Genomic DNA, 22106 nt, shown 5'->3' with positions numbered 1-22106 from the left:
TATTACTTTTAACTAAATTTAATCCAATCTAGAATATACATATATTTAGAATTAACTACTAATTATACTAAAATATATTATAATTAAATAATATGAAATCAATTTATGCTTTATTATTTCTATTTATTAACCTATCTTTGCTGGCTAACAACATTTCAAAAAAAGATTTAGAAATACTGCTAAAGATTGCCCAAACAATGAATAAGGAATGCAAAAATTTTATTGAAAAAAATCCTATTCAGTTCTTAAAAGAAATAAAACCCTTAGTCGATGCAGAAAAAAATAACCTCTTAACTCTAATAAATAAAAAAATACCAATTCCTGAAAATTACAAAATACCTGATCTGGTAAATATTGATGATTTTAAAGATCTTAAAAATCTTGGAGCAAAGACTATTAAAGTAAGAAAAATATTAATCGAAGATTTAATTCGACTAATAAAAGATGCAAAAAAATTTGGAATTGAAATTAAAATCAAATCCGCTTACAGAACGCAAGAATATCAAAAATTTTTATTTGATTACAATGTCAAAACTTATGGCAGAAAAGTTGCAGAAACTCAATCAGCAATTCCAGGCCATTCTCAACATCATATGGGAACAGCAATAGATTTTATAAATATAGATGATAATTTACTAAACACAAAAGAAGGAAAATGGCTTTATGAAAACTCTCTAAAATACGGATTTTCCATTTCATACCCAAAAGGATATGAAATGGAAACTGGATATAAAGCAGAGCCTTGGCACTACTTATACATAGGACCTAAGCCATGCTTTATTCAGAAAAAATATTTTAATAATTTACAACACAAGCTTCTTGAATTTTGGAGCCAGAACAAAACAAATCTTATCAACCTAATTGAAAAATATGCAAACTAAATACTTCTTCCAGCATTCAAATAAGAACAAAAAAGATTGTCTAGTAAATCAATATCAAGCTTATCGTAAGCAGAATTATCATAAAAAAATAAATCGAGCTCTTCTCGAACCAAGACTATGATTTCTCTATCATCAACAAAATTAGCTATTTTTAATTTTAAATATCCTGCTTGTTCAAGTCCAAATAAATTGCCAGGCCCCCTTAGCCTTAAATCTTCTTCTGCTATTTTAAATCCATCCAAATTTTCTTTTATAGTTTTTAATCGAAATTTGCCAGCACTTGTCAAAGGTTCTTTATATAGCAAAAAGAAAAAAGATTGTAAATTGCTTCTACCAACACGACCTCTAATTTGATGCAAAGTAGAAAGCCCAAAACGCTCAGCATGCTCTACCACCATACAAGTTGCATTTGGACAATCAATTCCAACCTCAATAACACTAGTCGCCACCAAAATATCTACTTTTTTCGAATAAAAATTTTTCATAATTTCTTCTTTCAAATCAGATGGCAACTTAGAATGAAGCATATCCACAACATACTCGCCAAACACTTCTTTTAATTTTAAACACATATTATTAACATCTTTTAATTCAAATTTTTCTGAAGATGAAATTAATGGATAAACAAAATAAACCTGATGACCTTTTAAGAGCTCTTTTCTTAAAAACTCATAAACTTTATCTTCATTTCCATGCCTTGCTAAATAAGTAGTAATAGGCAAACGACCCTTAGGCAAGGTTTTAATAAACGAAACTTCAAGATCACCAAAAAGTGTTAATGCAAAACTTCTAGGAATAGGTGTTGCAGACATTAAAAGCATATCCACCCCTTCTCCTTTGTTTTTAAGCTCTTCTCTTTGAACAACTCCAAATTTATGCTGTTCGTCAATGATAACATACGCCAATCTTTTAAATTCTGTACTTTCGTAAAAAATAGCATGTGTTCCAACTATTAAACCAGAAGTCCCATTTCTAATGCTTTCTAGAGTTTGCTCCTTATCCCTCTTTCTTAAACTACCAGTCAAAAGAGTCATTGAAATGTTAAAAGGCGCCAATATGTTAGATAAATTATCATAATGTTGACGAGCCAAAAGATCTGTAGGAGCCATAAATGCTACCTGATATCCAGCTTCAATTAAAGGAAGTCCTGAAAGCAAGGCAACAAGGGTTTTACCACTTCCAACATCACCTTGAAGCAATCTATTCATTGGCTTAGAAGAGTTAAGATCAAGGAATATCTCATCAATAGAAATTTTTTGATCTTCTGTAAGCTCAAAGGGCAAGCTCGAGACAACCTTTTCAAGCAAATCTTTTGATAAATCTTTTTTTTCTCGAAAAAGAATCTTAGAAGATCTATACCTTGAAAAAAACTGAAGCAAAAAAATTTCTCTGTAAATTAATGTCTTTTTTGCCTTTTCAAGCATTTCTAATGAACTTGGAAAGTGAATCTCTTTTAAAGCATCACTTAACGATAATAAAGAATACTTTTCTATTAAAAATCTGGGAATGTCTGTTTGCCCAAACTTAAAAAAATATTCAAGAGCTTCTTTTACATATAATGAAATTTTCTTGGACGTTAATCCTTCTGTTAAAGAATAAACCGGAAGAATTTTTTTAAACCTTTCAGGCTTGTCACTGTAAACTTCGCTGTCAAAATTAGAACAACTCCATAAACTACTATAATCGTTATAGGTAAATTTAGAATAAATATAAAATTTTTTATCTATTTTAAAAACATTCTCTAAAAAAGCCCTATTGAAAAGTAGAATTTCGAAAGGTTCCTCATTTATACTTTTAACTGTTAACTTTAAATTTTTTTTAGAACTATCCCCAAATTTTTTGTGCCCAAGAACTGTGAACACCGTCATCATATCGCAACTTTTCACCTTAGAAAAATCTGGAAAAGTTTGTATATTTTGACGATCTTCATACTTTACAGGAAAAAACTCAATAAGATCTTTAACATTAAAAATTTGCAGATTATTTAACCTTTCAACCCCTTTCTCACCAAGACCACCTATACCTTTAAGCTCATATTCAAACTCATGTAAAAACATTTTAATCTCCTAAAAAGGCAAATATGTTCCTAAAACTCTAATAGCAAATACAACTTGTTCAATAATAATTATAAATGCTACCATTAAAGCACTCCCAACAATCAAACGTAAAGTATAAGACATGTGTTTGTCAGTAATCACACCGCTTATCTTAGTGGACAAAGGAAGTAAAAATGAATCGACTGTTTTAAAAAAGTCTGAGCCTTGGAACAAATTCAAAAGCAACAATAATAATCTCAACAATAAAAAGAAAACTATAGCAATAAAAATGCTTCTAAATATCCCCCAAACTTCAACAATAAATAAAATAATAAATGTAGAAAGCTTATAATTCCCATAAGCCAACATTCTTTCAAAAATAGTCAAAGTTATTAAAGCTGCAATTGGAGAAAAATCAAACATACCAAATGTAAAAAGAGGAATTTTTCTAAAAAAAGATAAAAATGGTTCTGTAACAACATGTATAAATCTGAAAAATACATTGGTATTAATCCCTGAAGACACAAGCCAGCTAAGAAGGATCCTAATTAAAATTAAAATCCTATAAATCTGCAAAAATACCATTAAAATTTGTATTAAAACAACCAAAACAGCACCTCCTAATCAACCCAAACATCTTCAACTATCACACACTTTCTCAACTTATCAAGCTTATCTTCATCTGGCACAAAATTTAAAATCGAATTCATTTTTAATTTCAAATCTTTACCATTTTCCCTTAAATAAAAATAAACATTTGAAAATCCAGAATTGTCCTCAAAATTACTTATACTTTCCTTTAAAGAATTAAGTAATTGTAGGTCATTTAATTTATTATTTAAAAACTTAATATGAATATTATTTATTTTATCTTCGGAAAGTCTCTCAATATTTACAACTTTTTCAACCACAATTGAAAATTTGTCTCTGTTAAACGTAAGCCTACCCACAACCCCAATAACATTGCCTTCAAGTAAAAAATTTCTATATCTTTCATAGCTTTCTGTAAAAACTACAATATCTATTGCGCCTTTAAAATCTTCTATAACACCGAAAGCCATTTTTGCATTATTTCTTTTAGTTTGAATAACTTTTACTGAATTTAAAATGCCAGAAAATTGAACAATGCTATCTTTTTTGGCAGCAAGATCTGTTAAAACATTTAAACTGGAAAAACTGTCAATTGCCTTTTTATAAGGATCAAGAGGATGACCTGACACATAAAATCCTAAAAGCTCTTTTTCAAATCCTAAAAGCTCAGAATAAGAATACTCTTTAAAGGCTTGATAATTAAAACTTTGCCGAATTGGATCTTGACTTTCAAGAGCACCAAATAAGCTGTTTTGACCAAGTTTTTTATTATTTTTATCTTCTGAAACAACTTCAATCAAACGATCAAGATTTTCAAATAAAGTTTTTCTATTTTGATCCAAACTATCAAAAAGTCCAGATTTTATTGCAGATTCTAAAAATTTCTTATTAATTACTTTATCATCTACGCGTCTTATAAAATCTTCAAAAGAACTATATTTGCCGTTTTTTTCTCTCTCATCAATTATTAAATCAACAACAATTCCTCCAAGATTTTTAATCCCATTAAGCCCATAAGAAATTCCAGAATCAGTTACACGAAATTCCCTAAATGATCGATTTATATCGGGCTTGAGCACGTTTATACCTATAGCTTTTGACTCTTCAATGTAATAAGAAAGCTTATCATTATTATTAATTTCATTGGTCAAATTGGCAGCCATAAAATATTCAGGATAATTAGCCTTAAGATAAGCGGTTTGATATGCTATTAAAGAATACGCCGCTGCATGCGATTTGTTAAATCCATACCCAGAAAAAGGCTTTAAAAGTTCAAAAATTTCACTAGCAATTTCTTTGTCATATCCTTTCTCAATAGCGCCTCTTAAAAAGTCGACTTTCATTTCATTCATCTCGTCTTCTTTCTTTTTACCCATAGCACGTCTTAAAATATCGGCCTTGCCAAGAGAAAAGCCCCCAATTATTTTTGCAACTTCCATTACTTGTTCTTGATAAACAATAACCCCATAAGTTGGTCTTAAAACTTCCTTTAAATCGGGATGAGGATATTTAATTCTCTTAACACCTTTTTTAGCAGCAATAAATTGAGGAATAAATTGCATAGGACCTGGTCTATAAAGAGCATTTAAAGCTATTAAATCTTCAATGCTATCAGGCTTTGCGTCTTTTAGAATTTGCTGCATTCCTTCAGATTCAAACTGAAAAACAGACGCACTTCTTCCTTCTCCTAGCATATTAAAAGTCTTAACATCATTATCTGGAATATTTTTTATTTTAAAATCTGGATTTACACTTCTAATAAGATTTTCTGCATTTTTTATTAACGTCAATGTTTTCAAACCAAGAAAATCCATCTTAACAAGCCCACATTCTTCAAGCAAATCCATTGTGTATTGAGTAGAAACAGAACCTTGCTTATAATCCTTATAAAGAGGCACATAGTCGGTTAAAGGGGTTTTAGAAATTACAATTCCTGCAGCATGAGTTGAAGCATGTCTATTCATTCCCTCAAGAACCAATGCGGCATTCATTAATTCTTTATAAACAGGCTTGCTAGTAAAATACTCCTTCAAAGAATTGTCATCTAAAACCTCTTTTAAAGAAACTTTAGGACCATCAGGAATAAACTTAGTAAGTTCATTTGATTCAGCAAATGGAATATCTAAAACTCTAGCCACATCCTTAACTACAGCCTTAGGCTTTAAGGTTCCAAAAGTAATTATTTGAGCTACCTTATCTTCTCCATACTTGTTGGTAACATATTTTATAATCTCATCTCTGCCTTCAAAACAAAAATCAATATCAAAATCGGGCATAGAAATACGCTCGGGATTTAAAAATCTCTCAAAAAGCAAATTATACTTTAAAGGATCAATATCAGTAATCCTAAGAGCATAAGCCACAATTGAACCAGCACCAGAACCACGCCCAGCTCCAACAGGAATATCGTTATCATGAGCAAATTTAATAAAATCCCAAACAATCAAAAAATAGCCTTCAAAGCCCATTCCAATTATTACGCTCAATTCATAAAAAGCTCTATCTTTTATTTTGCTTGTCAAATTTTTATATCTAAATTTCAACCCCTCAAGTGTGAGATGTTCCAAATATTCACCAAGAGTATTAAATTCAACAGGAATTTGATAATCAGGCAAAATAGGGCCTGGAAAAGTTATTTTAAAATCATCACACTTTTCTGCAATCCTTACAGTATTTTCTAAAGCTTCAGGCAAATCATTAAAAAGTTCACACATTTCCTCTTGAGATTTAATATAAAATTCATTGGTTTCCATTTTTAATCTATTCTCATCGCTTTTCTTAGCGCCAGTACCAATACAAACAATGATGTCTTGAGCAGTTGCATCTTCTCTGTTAACATAATGAGAATCATTGGCTGCTGTTAAAGGAACTCCAAGTTCCCTAGAATACTTAACCAACCTTTCATTTACAATGTCTTGATCTTTAATACCATGCCTTTGAAGCTCAAGATAAAAATCATTGCCAAAAACTTTTTTAAACCAAAGAATTTCATTCTTAGCATCTTCAAATCTATTGGCCAAAATAAGTCTTGGAATGAGCCCCCCAATGCAAGCTGAAGTACAAATCAAACCTTCTGAATATTTTTCAAGGTCCTCTTTATCTATCCTTGGACGATAATAAAACCCTTCAAGATAAGAAATACTTGTTAACTTTAATAGGTTTTTATAACCCAACTCATTCTTGGCAAGCAAAATTAAATGGTAAGACATTTTTCCAAGATCATCCTGTTTTTTTAAAAACTTAGAAGTTTTTGCCATATAGGCTTCAATGCCAATTATTGGCTTAATTCCTGCTTTTTTAGCTTCTTTGTAAAATTTAATAGCTCCAAAAAGATTGCCATGATCTGTTAATGCAATATGCGACATATTGCATTTTTTTGCTTTTGATATAATATCTGATATTTTTGCAGCTCCATCCAAAAGAGAATAATCTGAATGAACATGAAGATGAATAAACCTAGACCTAAAACTCATACCTAAAATTATTTTATCAAAATAAAACTTGATTTTTAACAAACCTTAGCCAAATAAATAAAAATTAAAAAAGTCATAATAATTTTTAAATCTCTAATTTAAATTATTGCAACAAATCTTATCAAAATAATCAAGAAAAAATACTAATTCCTTGATTATCCAATTCAATTACCATCTTTTTAATGTGCTCAAGTTTTCTAACAATTTCTTCAGATAAACTCTCAGCTTGAGACAAAAAATCTTTAGCTTGCCTTAAACCGCTATCACTACGATTCTCTACCCTAAATATAATCAAAATTTCAGCTGCAAACTTATTAATATTTAAATAAGGAATGTATACTTCTTCCCACAACTGCCTGATAGCATCATTCTTGGGGGACAATCCTTTATAAAACAATCCAAACCCATGCTTGGAAGCATCTGTCTGAATGAATATTGTCCTTTGCCCCTCAACAAGTAATCTCAAATTATTAATCCAAGAAAATTGGTCTGAGATAATAAATTCTAGCTCTTTTAAAAATTCATCATTAGACAGCATAAAAGTATCAGAGCCAATCAAAGAATCACAGCTTCTTGAATAATAAGCCATATTAGCATCTATACTCTCAAGACTTTCAATCAAAGAAGAAAATTCCTCTTGACTCCTTGAAAAGCGCTTAAATATGTTCTCAAGATAATTAAGCTGTTCAAGAATCTCGGCAAAGAACTTATCAATATCAATCTGCAAATCCTTAAGGTTATGAGAAATCAAATCTTTAGAAACCTCCTCAATTTCCTTTACAGAAATCATATTCATAACACCTTTTGCCTGATCAGAAAGTCGCTTGATCTCATCTGCAACAACAGAAAATCCTTTACCATATTCTTTAGCTCTTGCAGCCTCAAGCTTTGCATTAAGAGAAATCATATTGGTAGCACCTAAAAAATTACTTATTGTTTCTAAGCTGCCTTGAATTCCAACAATAACAGAAGATATTTGATTTAATTTTTCCTTATTATTTTTACCAAGATCACTAAAAATAACGCTTATCTGATTACGAGCATTATTTGTCATCTCAACAAAAGTAGAAAATATCTGATCAAAATCTTCTATTTCAGAAAACAAAATCCTTTGTAATGACTCAAACCCTATTTTTAGAGTAGAAATGGAAGCTTTGGTATGATAAAATCCCTTTAGCATTTCCTTAACAGGAGCCTTATATTCGTAAGTACTCAAATCTTTTTTGTCATTACCAACAACATTTAAAAGATTTAAATCAACAGCTTTTTTCTTTTTTTTAAAAAACGAAAATTTTTTCATAAAGGGATTCTACCATAAAAACTTTTTTTTGAATAGAGTCACCAGTACTTAATTTGACACATTGTTTCAACTTTTAATATCAAATTAAATACATCAATAAACAAAAAATATTTTTACATTTAAATGGTAAAAATTAATTACTTTGAAATAAATTTAAGCTTTCATCTTAAACCATAAAACCATCTAAAGATACAAATCATTCTCCTCATTTAATTTAATTTAATTTAATTTAATTTAATTTAAAACTAATTTTAAATTAAATTTACTTTCTTTTTACCCAAGAATAACGCCCACTAACTTCATTATACTCAAAAAGAACATCTCTGTAAGAAAAAAAACATAAAAAAATATCAATAAACTCTTCTAATTTAGCTTTAACTTTTGGCAAGTTAAAATCGTTGTCAAAATTAAAAATATCGTCTGATTCTACTGTAAACAACTTATCATCTTGCTTGAGGATAACTTTTTTGGGTTGCCAAAAAAGAACGTTGATTTTTTTGTCCTGAATAAAAAATCTATTAAATTCATAATCAAGATCAACTTGATCCGTTTTTGCCTCAACAATCCCAACAATAACACATCGTTCATGATCAATTCTTTTAATCAAAACAGCATCTGTAAGCACAACTCTCTCGCCAACTTCAAGAGCAAACTGCTCTTCTATTTCATATTGCTTATTAAAAGGAAGATTTGCAATTTTCCTAAAAAGATTGAGAAGTATGTACTTAGTGCTCATCTCTTTATTGCTTATTCTAAGACAACGAATCTTCATTCTATACTTAAGCTCATCAAAAAAATATTTAACTAGCCTTTTCATTAAAATTGTTTTTCTAATGTCTTCTTCTTTCATTCAATCCTCCTGATAAAAATTGCCAAAAATTAAAGCTATTATATAAATATAATAAAATACAAATCTTATTAAAGAAATCAAAATATTTTATTATATACTAATTATAATTAAATCATTGCCGAAAATGAAAGGGAAAATTATGTTAATCAAATTCATGTTCTCAAATATTAATTTAATATTAATAGTCAGCATGACTTTATTTAAAATATTATTAGAAACAATATACCGAAAAATATTATTAAAAAAAATAATTACTAGTGCCAACACATTAAATACTCAAAAAAAACAATATAAAATAATTGCTATCTTTGTTTTAGCTTTAAATCATTTATTACAAAGTTTTTTAATAAATGCTCTTATCAATTTATTCAACAATCTAATAACTCTTACTAACAACTCTCTTGGAAGCTTAACAGACTTAAATTACAATATATTATCTGCAATACTAATATCTAGCATAACTTGGCTTGCCTTTAGCTTACCCAAAGTAATAAACGATATAATCTATGAAAAAAGACCATTTAATTTAACAATAGCTAATGCTTTTTTTGACCTTTTAACAATAATATTACTAACCATATTCTCTAAATTATTTTTAAGCTATAAAATATTCCAATTTGAGAGCACTACAAACATTAATTTTGAAAACCTGCCTACTCACTAAGCAATCAAATAGACACTCAAATGCAAGCTTTAATTAGTCCTAGAAAAAGCTTGGCTGGATTTTCTATTCTTGTAATAAGTTCTGGATGAAACTGGCAAGCTACAAAAAATTTATTTTCAGGAATTTCTATTAATTTTGCCATTTTAAAATCACTTGAAAATCCAGATACTATAAGCCCATTTTTTGCAAATAAATCTATATAATCATTGTTAACTTCATACCTATGTCTAAATCTTTCAATTATCCGATCTTGGCCATAAAGTTTAAAAGCTATTGTATTCTTTTTAAGAATCACAGGATATCCACCAAGCCTCATTGTAGCGCCCTTATCTTTAATTCCCTTTTGCTCAGGAAGTAAATGGATAACAGGACTTTTTAAGGGCTTGTCTTTTGCTAAATTTTCCTCCGTATCAGCATCAAGTATTCCACAAACATTGCGAGCAAATTCTATTACAGCAAGCTGCAAACCAAGACAAATTCCAAGAAAGGGAATATTATTCTCACGAGCATATTTAATAGCCATAATTTTACCTTCATACCCCTTGCCTCCAAAGCCGCCAGGAACAATAATGCCGTCAAACTCTTTTAAACAGCTTTCATTTAAATCATTAGAATCAATTAAAGTGCTTTTAATAAGCAAATCCAAATGGGCTGCAACATGAACCAAAGACTCTCTAATTGATGCATAAGAATCATCAAGTTCAGCATATTTACCACAAATAGCAATATTAATAATTTTTTTAGGCGCAAAAAAATTAGATTTTATAACTCCTACAAGCTTTGAAAGCTCTTCTATCTTTGGATCAACCTTAATATTTAACTTAGAGCTTAAAATCTCATGTACACCCTGCTTATAAAAAGATATAGGAATTTCATAAATAGTAGAAACATCAACATTGTCAATAATAGAAGTGCTCTCAACATTGCAAAACATTGCCACTTTTTTTCTGATTTGGTCTGTCAATACTTGTGAACTTCTAGCAATAATTAAATCGGGGAAAATACCTGCTTTATTTAAGGTTTTAACACTCTGTTGGGTAGGTTTAGATTTTTGCTCATTAATTCCAGCTGGACTTGGCACATAGGTTAAATGAATAAAAGAAATATTACCACTCCCAATCTCCTGTCTTATTTGTCTTACTGTCTCAATAAATAAAATATTTTCCATATCTCCCACGGTTCCACCAATTTCAATTATCAACATATCACTATTCTCAGAACTTGCAATCTGAAAAATTGTAGATTTGATCTCATCAGTAACATGGGGAATAAGCTGAACTGTTCTTCCTAAATATTTGCCCTTTCGCTCATTTTCAAGTATCTTTTTGTATACCTTGCCCATTGTAATGTTCCAACTAGACTTGGCATTAAGATTTAAAAACCTCTCGTAATGGCCAAAGTCCATATCAACCTCTCCTCCATCATCAAGCACAAAAACTTCTCCGTGCTCAACAGGATTAATAGTGCCAGGATCAGTATTTAAATACCCATCACATTTAATTGGAGTAACTCTAAAATCATATCTAAACAACCTTGCAATACTTGCCGATGTAACTCCCTTACCAATTCCAGAGATCACGCCTCCTGTTATTACTAAAATCTTTAAGTTTTTTTTCATGTATACCCCAAAATTAAAACTTTAAATTTCAATCCAATTAAGCTTATGCTTAAAAAGAATTCACAAATCATAATAAAACAGACTTGCATTAAAACAAAAACATTAAATTAAAATTATTAATGCTTAGCTACAAAGCTATTTCTAAGCCATTGTTTTAAATCTTTTAAACTATTTTAATTATAATTAACAAAACAATATAATGAACCTTTGCTTAAATAGTAATAATTAAATATTGCCAAAAAAACTAAAAACCCAAGAATAGCAAACAAATTGCTTTTTTTTCTAATACTTCCAAACTCTACTATCTTAAAATATGAAGCCAAATATAAAAAAAATCCCAAACTATAAACTATTTTAAAAAATAAGTCTCCTAAAAATCTGTCAAAAGAAAAAATTAAATCCGAAGAACATGGCACATATTTAAAACCCAAATAAAGAAAAGACGTGAAAAAAAACAATAACACAATGGTCCCTAAAAAGGATATCAAAACCTTAACAAAAGGATGCGTTTTAAAAGTTATTCTAAAAAACATAAAGATTGGAAAAATAGATAAAAAATTAAAATAACGAACAAATAAAAAATCATAAAAATATCTAAATTCTAAGAATGCAGCACCCCCACCTCTTAAAAAGAATGCATTATCTAGGAATAAAAAAATATTAACCCCTAAATAATAAATAAATATTAAAATTAAAGGTAGCGCAAATAAATATTTAATTAAATTGAAAAAATAATGCTCAAAGGTTGAAACAGGCAAAGATAAATAAAGAATATTCCTAAACGGATCGTGAATCACTTTGTAATAATCAAACATGGTAAAAATCGATATAATCAAGGTTAAAATAAAAATTTTAGGAGCAAAAAATTTTAAAAAATCAGTTGCTGAAAAATTAAAATAAAATCTAACAAGCAAATAAGATATAAATATCATTCCTAAAACTTGAATTATTAATAAAGTATAGAATTTTTTATTGTAAATAAAATCAAAATAAAATAAATTCAAAAATCTTTTTAAGCTAAACATCTTTTATTACCTCTTCTTTTTATTTTCAGTAACATATAAAAAGAAAAACTCAATATCAACAACTTCAGCTCCATTGCTACTCTCAAAATAAAGCGCCTTAAATCCATCCTTATTTTTTTCATAATATAATTCATTTCCATTCAGCTCGCTGATAATTTTAATCTTATAATTTTTATTAATATAAGATACTGAATTGGAAAAAAGAATTGACTTTTCCCCAACAATGATTAAATAATCCACAACCCCTGCCAAATCTCTTACATTGTGGCCTGTAATAAAAATGATTCTATCCTTTAAATTAGAAAGCATATTTCTAAAAACATTTTTTGAAACAATATCAAGACTATTTGTTGGCTCGTCAAACAATAAACAAGAAACATTTGCAGCTAGAGAGAATGCAATAATACTTTTTTTCTTCTGTCCAAAAGAAGCTGAAGATAGATCAAGAGAAATATCAAGATCAAAATCCGATAAATATTTTTTAAAATCTGCCTCATTGAAATTTGGATAAAATATAGATAAAGCCTTGCTGTATTCAGCTAAAGACAATCTGGGAAGTGAAAATTCTTCAGGAATAAAAAACAAATTCACTAAATTCAAGGGATTTCTTGGAAAAGCTGCTAATGAGTTAAATAAAACTTTCCCTTTTAGGGGCTCCAAAAGTCCACTTACAAGTTTAAGTAAAGTTGTTTTTCCAACTCCATTTTTGCCAAGAAGCAAATAGGCTTGAGGGGTCTCAATGTTTAAATTTAAATCTGAATAGACTTCTTTTCTCTTATAGGAAAATTTTACATTAACAGCCTCAATAGCCATAAACACTCCTTAATATATTAAAAGTCAAAACATAAAAAAATAATAAAATTAAAAATATAAATTCAATTTTTTATGAAAAACTTATAAATAAATATAGAAAAATTTACATAAAGTCTTGAGCTAAAATTCCAAATTTTTAGCATAATTCTAGGTAAAATTTGAATTTCATTAAATCCAAAACTTTTTGCATATTCATAACAATCTTGAAATTCAGATAATCCTTTAATCTCATTAAGAACAGAAATGAGCTTTTCTTTATAAGCCCTATAAACAAGCTTATCAGGAATATTCCAACTAATAATATAAATTTGCTTAAAAGAAATAAAATAATAAAATTGCAAGAAAAATTTTTTATACAAATTTTGACATTCGTTAAAAATACCTTCTCTTTTTAATAAAGTTTCCATTGTATTAAGAGATAATTTAGATTTATGTAAAACACTAATAGAAGAGCTCATGCTTCCCATTCTTTGAAAATTAGTATAAAAATAATTATTTACAAAAGAAACTTTAGAAGCTTTTAAGAAAATTTGCATAACAAAAACTATATCTTCAAATACTACATTTTGCTGACGAATATTATTCTTTAAAATTAATTCCCGTCTAATTAATTTATCCCATAAAGTTCCAACAACAAAATTTTTCTTTCCAAAAGTCGCATAAACAGTAAAAAGCAAATTTTTAAACGCCTCCTTGCCTGTTAATGGATAATTAGGAAAAGGAAGCAGAGATTTTCTTTTTACATTTATTGCAAGAAAATAAATATAAAATTGAGAACAAACAACATCGGAATTATCTGCTTTTGCTCTGTTATACAGAACTTCAAGCATGGTGCTCTCTACAGAATCATCACCATCCCAATAAATAACATATTCCCCTTGAGCCTCAGAAAGTCCCTTGTCTCTAGAAGCAGAAAGTCCCATATTTTTTTGACTAAAAATCTTAATAAAGCTATACTTATTAGCATATTTTTCTGCTATCTCTAAACTACCATCATAAGAACCATCATTAATTAATATAATTTCTTTATCTTTTAATGTTTGATTAACAGCATCCTTTATCATTGCATCAAGAGTTTCAGCCGAATTAAAAAAACAAATAATAACAGAAACTTTATACTTATGCACAATATCCTCCAAAACAAAAACTGCTAAGCAAAATCAAAGCTAAAATACTTAACAACAAATTCTTTTAATTTTTTGCATAACAATTAAATTGTAATATATAATTAACAAGTTTGTATTGTTTCAAACTTGTTTTAATGAAAAGTTTAGCAGAAATTGCTATATTATTAAAAGTAAAAAATTTAAAAAACATTAACCTAAATAAGGAGCTTGAATGCTTGAAATAATAAGTCTTGGGGGAGGAGTAATAAATTCAAATCAAATCAACATAGAATTCATTAAAAACTTTAAAAACTTTGTTTTTAAATGGCTACTAGAAAATGAAAAAAGAAAAATCATTTTAATAGTTGGTGGAGGAAGAGTTGCAAGAGAATACCAAGACGCTTATAAAAAAATCAATCCTGATTTTAAAGTTCATGAGCTTGATGAGATTGGAATAATGTCAACAAGACTAAACGCAGAATTTCTGCGCAAAGTAATGAATCCCTTTTGTAAAGACAAAATTGTCACCAATCCCTTAAAAAATTTTTCTTTTAAAGGAAAAATATTAATTGCTTCCGGATGGAAATCAGGATTCTCAACAGATTACATTGCCGTAAAATTTGCAGAAAAATTTAATAAAAAAAATATCATAAATATAACAAACGTAAATCAAGTTTATGATAAAGATCCAAAAAAATTTAAAAACGCAACGGCTTTTAAAAAATTAAATTGGACACAATTACAAAACATTGTGGGCCAAAAGTGGAATCCGGGCTTAAATTTACCTTTTGACCCAATAGCAACAAAGCTCTCTTCAAAACTCGGACTTACCCTTTACATAGTAAATGGAAATAATATTGAAAACTTAGAAAAAGTTTTCAACAAAAATAATGATTTTTTTGGCACTGTTATAGTAAAATAAAAGTTAATGCCGGTATGGCGGAATTGGTAGACGCGCCAGACTCAAAATCTGGTGAGGGCAACTTCGTGTCGGTTCGACTCCGACTACCGGTATTTTGATTGCTTTTTTAGAAGCTTCAAGATTATCAAGCATTACTAATAAAATAATTGCTTCTTTTAAGAAAAATTTTCTTTCATAAATTACTTGCTTATACTAATAAAAATCTAATGTTATGATTAATAAAATTTAATATTATTAAAATAAGGATAAAACACCCCCTTCAATATGTTGTCCTTATTCTAAAATAACATATTGAAAATCATTTTAATTATAATAAAACTTTAAAGTCTACAAATTAATTGCAAATATAAACTTAAAATATCTTTGAGATTGTTTTCATTAAAGCTTCAGGATTAAAAGGTTTAACAAGCCAACCAGTAGCACCCGCTTTACGGCCTTCATCAACCTTAGATTGCTCAGATTCAGTGGTAAGAACAAGTATAGGAACAAAGCTGCCAAATTCCCTTATTTGCTTAATAACACCAATGCCGTCTAAATTAGGCATGTTGATATCTGTAATAACAAGGTCAAAATCTTTATCCCCTTGCCCAACTGCTTCTTTAAATTTTAAAACCCCTTCTAAACCATCTTTTGCTTCTGAGACTCCAAAACCGTTTTGTTCTAAAATATAAGCAACGCTCTGCCTTATTGCCCTATTGTCATCAATAACCAAAATTCTTTTTTTCATCTAATTTTCTCCTAAAACCCTCCTAAAAAGTATATAAAAATTAAAACAAAATTACACTACCCTCATCAAAGGAATGAACATCCTTGGCTTCCTCTATCAAAGATAATAAATGTTTTTTATGAACAAACAAAGTAAATCGATTAGCAATTCTATTAACAAATTCTTTATCTTCAATCTCAATAGATTGAATTCCAATCTTAGATAATTCTAGATTAAGATTGAAATTTATTTTGCTTTCCATATTGCTTAAAAAGTTATCTATATCTAAAAGAGAATTTTTTAAATTTCTAACATTGTAGACTTCTAATTTCATCTCTTCAAATATTTCCATAAATTCAATTGAAAAAACCTCATAAGACAAAATATTATCAATAGCTATATTCTTAATATCAAGAATATCATTTTTAATTTCCATAAATAATTTTTTAAATTTATTAAAATAATTCTTTTCAAGATAAAATCTATTGTCATAATCCTTAACAACTTTTTCAAGAAAAAAGATTATTTGATCTAAAAATTCTATTCCCTTGGTAATGTTAGAATCAATTTCTTTGATAATCTTAGACATTTCTGAAATATTGCCCTCCATGGCTTTAAGTTCAGATCTTTTAACAACTTCTATCTTTGAGGCTATATTAATATTTTGAAACCTAGCAGAAATAGCTGAAATATTTGAAAACATTAATTCTAATGATTTTATAAGCTTGACCTGTTCATAATATAAATTCAAAAAATTAGAATTATTCTTCTCAACATCATCAATTCTTCTAAGCAGATCAGACAAAATACTAGAAAATTGTTCTATTATTTTAGGAATATCTATGTATAAAGAATTATCAGACCTTAAATCGTTAATGGTTTGAATAGAACTAAGAGAGGAATCAATAAATTTCTCAAAAACAGTATAATTTTTTTCAAGCTTTTCAAGAACATCTTTTACTATAACTTTTGACGTATCAGTAAAAACTGATAAAATTTTTAATTTTTGGATCTCACTTATATCTCTAAATTTAAAAACATCAATATTAGAATACATAATATTTAAATGTTGCAAAGATTGAGTTAGCCTGTCTTGAAACTGAAGATAAGAAATAGAATTTACAAGTTTAAACTTAAATTCAGATAAAACTTTTAAAATATCATCATAAAGAGCAATAACACTTCCTATTCCATCTGAAAAAGCATCTATTTTTTTCATTAAATTATCTCTAAATTCTTCAAGAATTTTATTTTCAGCTGTATTGCTTTCATATACTTGATTTTTAGCTCTATCCAGACCAATTTTAACCTCGCGCCCCTTGCTTGTAAGCTGATCTGCCTGTTTGATCATAGATTGGGTTAAAACCTTAATTTCACTTGTAATATAAGAAAAGGCTCCACCAGCCTTACCCGCTCTCATGGCAACTGTTAGTGTATTAATAGACATTATTTCCATATCAAGAGAGCTTTTTTTCATTCTTTCAATAACATCTTCAAGTATTTCTATATCTTTAACCTTACTCCGTATTATGCTAAATTGAGATTCAAGAGAAGTTGTTGAAGAATTAAAGTAAGCAACAAAATCATCTAATGCTCCTATAATTTTAGCTATAAAATTATTCAAAGAAGAATCATTATCAAGATCAAGATTGGAAATCAAATCAATACTAAAAGATAAATCCTTAGAATCTTTAGAAATTTTTTCTATTAATTTAGGAATTGATTTGCTTAAATTTGAATAAATATGCCTTGTGCTTTCATCAAAAGCTTCAAGTTTATGAAATAAGGTTGCCAAACAATCGTTGGCATCAAAACCATTATTGTTATTATCCATTTTAAGATCTCCTTAGAACATGATCTGCTATTTCGCTTAAAGGAAGGATTTTGTCTACAGCCCCTATTTTTATAGCTTCCATTGGCATACCAAAAACAACAGAGGTTTCTTGATCTTGGGCAATAGTATAAGCGCCATTTTTTTTCATTTCAAGCATACAAACAGCGCCGTCATCTCCCATACCTGTAAGGATAACTCCAATAGCATTAGAGCCTGCATACATTGCAGCAGACCTAAAAAGTACATTCACAGAAGGCTTATGTCTACTAACAAGAGGTCCATCTAATAGGTTTACAAAATAATTTCCGCTACTATATTTTACAATCAAATGATAACTTCCATTAGCAATTATTACAAGACCTGGACGAAGAATGTCTCCATCCTCAGCTTCTTTAATATCAATATTAAACTCATTGTTTAAGTTTTTTGCAAAAGATTTTGTAAATCCTCCCGGCATATGCTGAACAATAATAATTGGGGGAGAATCTTTTTTAAAAGACCTTAAAAAAATTCTTAAAGCCTCTGTACCGCCTGTTGAAGAGCCTACAACAATAATTTTACCAGTTTTGTGCTTATTAATAAGACCTTGATATTTAATAATAACATCCGGATCATTTTTGGGAGCAAAATTAATAACATCAGAAACTCTATAACTTTTTCTTATACTTGAATCATTTAAACTATTTTCCCTCAGCTCTACTTTAGAATTACTAGAAAAATCGGGGGCTTGAATCCTTTTAACTTCAAAAGAAGATATTAATTTATTTTTGCCTAGATTTTTCAACTCAAGCTTTATTAAAGCCAAATACTTGCTGCGAAATAAATCAACTGTAAGCTTAAAATTAAGCTTATTTATTATTAATTTAACCTTTTCCTTGCTTTGCTCAAGACATCCAAAATTTGGAAACATTTCATTTTGCGCAATAAATACAACCGGAAGAGATATGTTATTAAGAACATTGTTTAAAGAATTCCCAAAATTAGATCTTGCTGTATTCTCATCAATAATAACTAAATCTGGAAACTTTTGTAAAAATACATTAATAAGATTTAAAGAATTAAAACCAGCATTTAATATCTCAACATCATTATCTTTAGAAAAAGCTCTAACAAAAACCTGCTTTATAAGACCTTGAATATCAATTACTAATATCTTCATTATTATATTTTAATATTTTTAACCTTTAAAACCAAAAAGCTGCATTTTCTATTTTCTTTATTTTATAAGTTTAGTTATTGCATCTATGTCAATAACCAAAGCCAAACTTCCATCGCCAAGTATAGTAGCTCCAGAAACCCCTTCTACTCGAGAATAAATTTTACCTAAAGCTTTTATGACAGTTTGATGTTGCCCCAAAACTTCGTCAACCACAATGCCCATTTTCCCACTATTTGTATTTACAACAACAACTTGCTCACTTAAACTCTTCTCGCTAGAAATCTGAAAAAACTCTCTAAGCCTAATATAACTAATCATGCTACCCCTATAATTCATTACATTGCTTTTAGTCTCAATTCCATCTATTTGAGAAATTAACTTATTAGATTCTAAACAAGATTCAACATTCGAAAGAGGAACAATAAAATGCTCATCTTTTACTCTGACAAGCCAACCCTCAATAATAGCCAAAGTCAATGGAAAAATTAACTTAGTTCTAGTATATTTACCAAATTCACTTTCAAGTACAACATGCCCCCTTAAAGATTCAACCTGTTTTTTAACAACATCCATGCCAACTCCACGACCTGATATATCAGTAACAGAACTTGCAGTTGAAAATCCAGGCTCAAAAATCAAATTATAAACATCAATCTCTGATAAGGTTTTGGCAACTGAATCAGAAATTATATTGCGCTCTATAGCTTTTTTAAGTATTTTATTCTTATCAAGCCCTCTTCCATCATCCTCAATAATAACAATAACAGAATCCCCAGATTGACACGCTGAAAGCTTAATAATACCTTTGGGATCTTTGCCTAAACTTTCTCTCTCTTGAGCCGATTCAATTCCATGATCTATTGAGTTGCGAATTAAATGAACCAAAGGTTCATTTAGCTTTTCAATAATACTTTTGTCAAGAACAGTGTCGCCTCCAGAAGCATGATAAAGAATTGACTTACCAAGGCTAGTAGACAGATCTTTTACTATCCTTTGAAATTTTACAAACAAAATCTCAATAGGAACGGTTCTAAGCCCTGTTGTATAATCCCTAAGCTCATTAATAAGCAAAGAAAATTCTGCTGATATTGAATTTAAAATATTACTATTCCTATTTTCAGCTTCTTTTGAAAGTTTTGATTGTATTGTAACAAGTTCTCCAACAAGATTTACCAAATGATCAAGCTTTTTAGAGTCCACCTTAATACTAGCAATATTAACCTTGCTTCTAGCAGTATCATCTTGAATATTAGATCTATTTTTATCTCCATTGAAAAAGGATTTCCCAACAAATTCCGATTTTTCAAATGAAGAATTAGCCAAGTCTTTACTGTTTCTGTCCAAGCGCAACAAATTAAAATTTTTAGACTCTACATTATCACCTTCATTTGCCTCTAAACATTTATCCAATTCTTGAATATCAATTTTTGATTGAGAATCTAAAAATGTAAAAATATCTTCAATACTCTCTCTACTCTCTTCTGTGTCTAATCTTATCTCCCAATCAACATAAACATTATCGGGTGAGATAAGCTCTAAATCAGGAATGTTATCTACTTTGGCCCTAACATAACCACTACCCAAATTAATCAACTTGCTTAATAAATTTATAGGCTTGTGCCCATGAAACAAAATACCCTTAGCCGGATAAAAAAGAATTTTGTAACTCTTAAATTCAGACTGCAAGGCCTCATCATCAAATTTATTCTCTGAATTTACTTTAACAGACTCTTCCAAAACCGAACTGTTATCAGACTTTGAAAAATCATTTTCTAAAGCTTCTTGAAAAGCTCCCTTAACATCATTAGAAACCTCAAGAACCTTTTTAATTTCATTTACCAAAAACTGTTTACGCTTATCAAAGTCGATCTCAGAAATTACTTCATCGCCTTCAATAAGCTCTCTAATAAAATCAACAGACATTAAGGTAGCATCAATAGCAGCCTGATTAAAAGTGGCCTTACCATTTTTTACAACATCAAGAACTGTTTCTATTTCGTGGACAAGCGATGCTGTAAAATTAAAGCCAAACATACCAGAACTTCCCTTTATGGTATGTAAATTTCTAAAAATAGAATTAACAATATCTTGATCTGAGCTTACCTCAAGATTAAGAAGCGCCTGCTCAATATCTGAAATATTTTCTATTGATTCTTCCTTAAAGGAATTCTTAAATTTATCAATAACATCACTACTATCCATAAGCTTTCCTTAAATCTAAAATCCAACTAAATTAAGTCCTAAATCAAAGCTATCAACATCTTCAATATCTACTAAAAACCCACCATATATTAATGAACTTAAAACCTCATCGGATGGATACTCAATTTTTACAAACAAATTTCTATTCTTAGCATATTTATTAGATGCATACAAAATTTGTATAAAAGTAATATCTATTTTTTCAACATTTGAAAGGTCAATAATAAGAGTATCCCCTTCTTTCATTTTCTTAAAAATATGCAACAAATCTTCTTTTACCTTAAAAATACTATTTATTACAAGCTCTCCTTCAGGCCTATAAATCATGACTAAAACTCCTATTGCTGCTGATATTCAGGATCATATATTGTTGTATTTCTAAATTTAGAAAGCTCTCTAACGTCAAACAAATTTTCTACATTTAAAATAATAATAAACTTATCATTACTCTTGCCAATTCCTGAAATAAATTTTGAATTAAACCCCGATCCAATCTTAGGAGCATCATCAATACTAAATGGATCTAATTCAAGAACTTCATTGACATAATCTACTAAAATTCCAAGATTAAATTCATCCCCCTCGTAAACCAAATTTAATATAATAATATTTGAAATGTTAACTCCCTTATTCCTCTTTTTATCATCCTCATCAACAACGCGATCGCTCATTCCAAATTGTTTTCGAATATCAATTATTGGAACGATTTTGCCCCTATTATTTATTATTCCTGCCATGTAATTGGGAGTTCTTGGGATTTTTGATATCTTAGTATATTCTAAAACCTCAACAACATATTTAATCTCAATAGCATAAAGTTCGTCCAAACTAAACAAAAGATACTGACTTAAAGAACCTTGCACATCTGAATCTGTGCTCATAAACGCCCCTTTGAATGTAATTTAAATCGCAAATAGAATGCTAAT

At 28.9% G+C, this 22106-nt stretch carries 18 protein-coding genes and 1 tRNA gene; 4 read left to right on the top strand and 15 right to left on the bottom strand.

Annotated features, from left to right (window positions below):
* Positions 1–92: 92 nt before the first annotated feature.
* Positions 93–881: a M15 family metallopeptidase gene (locus QIA19_RS03455; RefSeq protein ID WP_301365829.1), complete on the top strand. Its 789-nt coding sequence runs from the start codon at positions 93–95 to the stop codon at positions 879–881.
* Here the strand turns inward: QIA19_RS03455 and recG are convergent.
* The 5 genes from recG to QIA19_RS03430 form a co-directional block, all read right to left on the bottom strand.
* Entirely contained in the window at positions 878–2938 is a 2061-nt protein-coding gene (recG, locus tag QIA19_RS03450) for an ATP-dependent DNA helicase RecG (protein WP_301365827.1), read from the bottom strand. The genes QIA19_RS03455 and recG overlap by 4 nt on opposite strands.
* A 9-nt stretch (positions 2939–2947) precedes the next feature.
* Positions 2948–3526, bottom strand: a complete 579-nt coding sequence (locus QIA19_RS03445) for a YggT family protein (RefSeq protein ID WP_301365824.1) — start codon at positions 3524–3526, stop codon at positions 2948–2950.
* A gap of 11 nt (positions 3527–3537) precedes the next feature.
* Positions 3538–7023, bottom strand: coding sequence for a DNA polymerase III subunit alpha (gene dnaE, locus QIA19_RS03440; protein ID WP_008882335.1), 3486 nt, complete (start codon positions 7021–7023; stop codon positions 3538–3540).
* A gap of 88 nt (positions 7024–7111) precedes the next feature.
* The gene (locus QIA19_RS03435) at positions 7112–8281 is read right to left on the bottom strand and encodes a methyl-accepting chemotaxis protein (RefSeq protein ID WP_301365822.1); all 1170 of its coding nucleotides are present in this window, start codon (positions 8279–8281) and stop codon (positions 7112–7114) included.
* Positions 8282–8543: 262 nt separating this feature from the next.
* Positions 8544–9131 (bottom strand): hypothetical protein, encoded by a 588-nt coding sequence (locus QIA19_RS03430; protein WP_008882483.1) that lies wholly within the window; start codon positions 9129–9131, stop codon positions 8544–8546.
* A 139-nt stretch (positions 9132–9270) separates the two neighbouring features.
* Between QIA19_RS03430 and QIA19_RS03425 the strand changes: the two genes are divergently transcribed.
* A complete protein-coding gene (locus QIA19_RS03425) occupies positions 9271–9795 on the top strand; it encodes a DUF1761 domain-containing protein (RefSeq protein WP_008882472.1) in 525 nt (174 codons plus the stop codon).
* A gap of 16 nt (positions 9796–9811) precedes the next feature.
* Here the strand turns inward: QIA19_RS03425 and pyrG are convergent, their stop codons facing one another.
* The 4 genes from pyrG to QIA19_RS03405 form a co-directional block, all read right to left on the bottom strand.
* Entirely contained in the window at positions 9812–11413 is a 1602-nt protein-coding gene (pyrG, locus tag QIA19_RS03420; RefSeq protein WP_301365819.1) for a glutamine hydrolyzing CTP synthase, read from the bottom strand.
* A gap of 173 nt (positions 11414–11586) precedes the next feature.
* On the bottom strand, positions 11587–12438 hold the full coding sequence (locus tag QIA19_RS03415; protein ID WP_301365817.1) for a hypothetical protein: 852 nt from the start codon (positions 12436–12438) through the stop codon (positions 11587–11589).
* Positions 12439–12444: 6 nt separating this feature from the next.
* Positions 12445–13251, bottom strand: coding sequence for an ATP-binding cassette domain-containing protein (locus QIA19_RS03410; protein WP_008882779.1), 807 nt, complete (start codon positions 13249–13251; stop codon positions 12445–12447).
* 62 nt (positions 13252–13313) lie between these two features.
* A complete protein-coding gene (locus QIA19_RS03405) occupies positions 13314–14390 on the bottom strand; it encodes a glycosyltransferase family 2 protein (RefSeq protein WP_301365815.1) in 1077 nt (358 codons plus the stop codon).
* Between the two features lie 199 nt (positions 14391–14589).
* On the opposite strand from QIA19_RS03405, the gene pyrH reads away from it, so the two are divergent.
* A complete protein-coding gene (pyrH, locus tag QIA19_RS03400; RefSeq protein WP_301365813.1) occupies positions 14590–15279 on the top strand; it encodes a UMP kinase in 690 nt (229 codons plus the stop codon).
* 8 nt (positions 15280–15287) lie between these two features.
* Positions 15288–15371, top strand: a tRNA-Leu gene (locus tag QIA19_RS03395).
* Positions 15372–15631: 260 nt separating this feature from the next.
* Here the strand turns inward: QIA19_RS03395 and QIA19_RS03390 are convergent.
* From QIA19_RS03390 to QIA19_RS03365, 6 genes are read right to left on the bottom strand one after another with little or no spacing between them, the layout of a single operon-like run.
* On the bottom strand, positions 15632–16006 hold the full coding sequence (locus QIA19_RS03390) for a response regulator (protein WP_002557158.1): 375 nt from the start codon (positions 16004–16006) through the stop codon (positions 15632–15634).
* Positions 16007–16046: 40 nt separating this feature from the next.
* Positions 16047–17819, bottom strand: a complete 1773-nt coding sequence (locus tag QIA19_RS03385) for a BB0569 family chemotaxis protein (protein ID WP_301365811.1) — start codon at positions 17817–17819, stop codon at positions 16047–16049.
* A gap of 1 nt (position 17820) precedes the next feature.
* Entirely contained in the window at positions 17821–18978 is a 1158-nt protein-coding gene (locus QIA19_RS03380) for a CheB methylesterase domain-containing protein (protein ID WP_301365809.1), read from the bottom strand.
* Between the two features lie 57 nt (positions 18979–19035).
* A complete protein-coding gene (locus QIA19_RS03375; protein ID WP_301365807.1) occupies positions 19036–21180 on the bottom strand; it encodes a chemotaxis protein CheA in 2145 nt (714 codons plus the stop codon).
* Between the two features lie 15 nt (positions 21181–21195).
* Positions 21196–21507: an STAS domain-containing protein gene (locus tag QIA19_RS03370; protein WP_002557154.1), complete on the bottom strand. Its 312-nt coding sequence runs from the start codon at positions 21505–21507 to the stop codon at positions 21196–21198.
* An 11-nt stretch (positions 21508–21518) separates the two neighbouring features.
* The gene (locus QIA19_RS03365; protein WP_301365805.1) at positions 21519–22061 is read right to left on the bottom strand and encodes a chemotaxis protein CheW; all 543 of its coding nucleotides are present in this window, start codon (positions 22059–22061) and stop codon (positions 21519–21521) included.
* Between the last annotated feature and the right edge of the window lie 45 nt (positions 22062–22106).

The sequence above is a fragment of the [Borrelia] finlandensis genome (assembly GCF_030438365.2).
Taxonomy (GTDB): Bacteria; Spirochaetota; Spirochaetia; order Borreliales; family Borreliaceae; genus Borreliella; species Borreliella finlandensis.
This window is presented reverse-complemented; position numbering and strand designations above follow the sequence as displayed.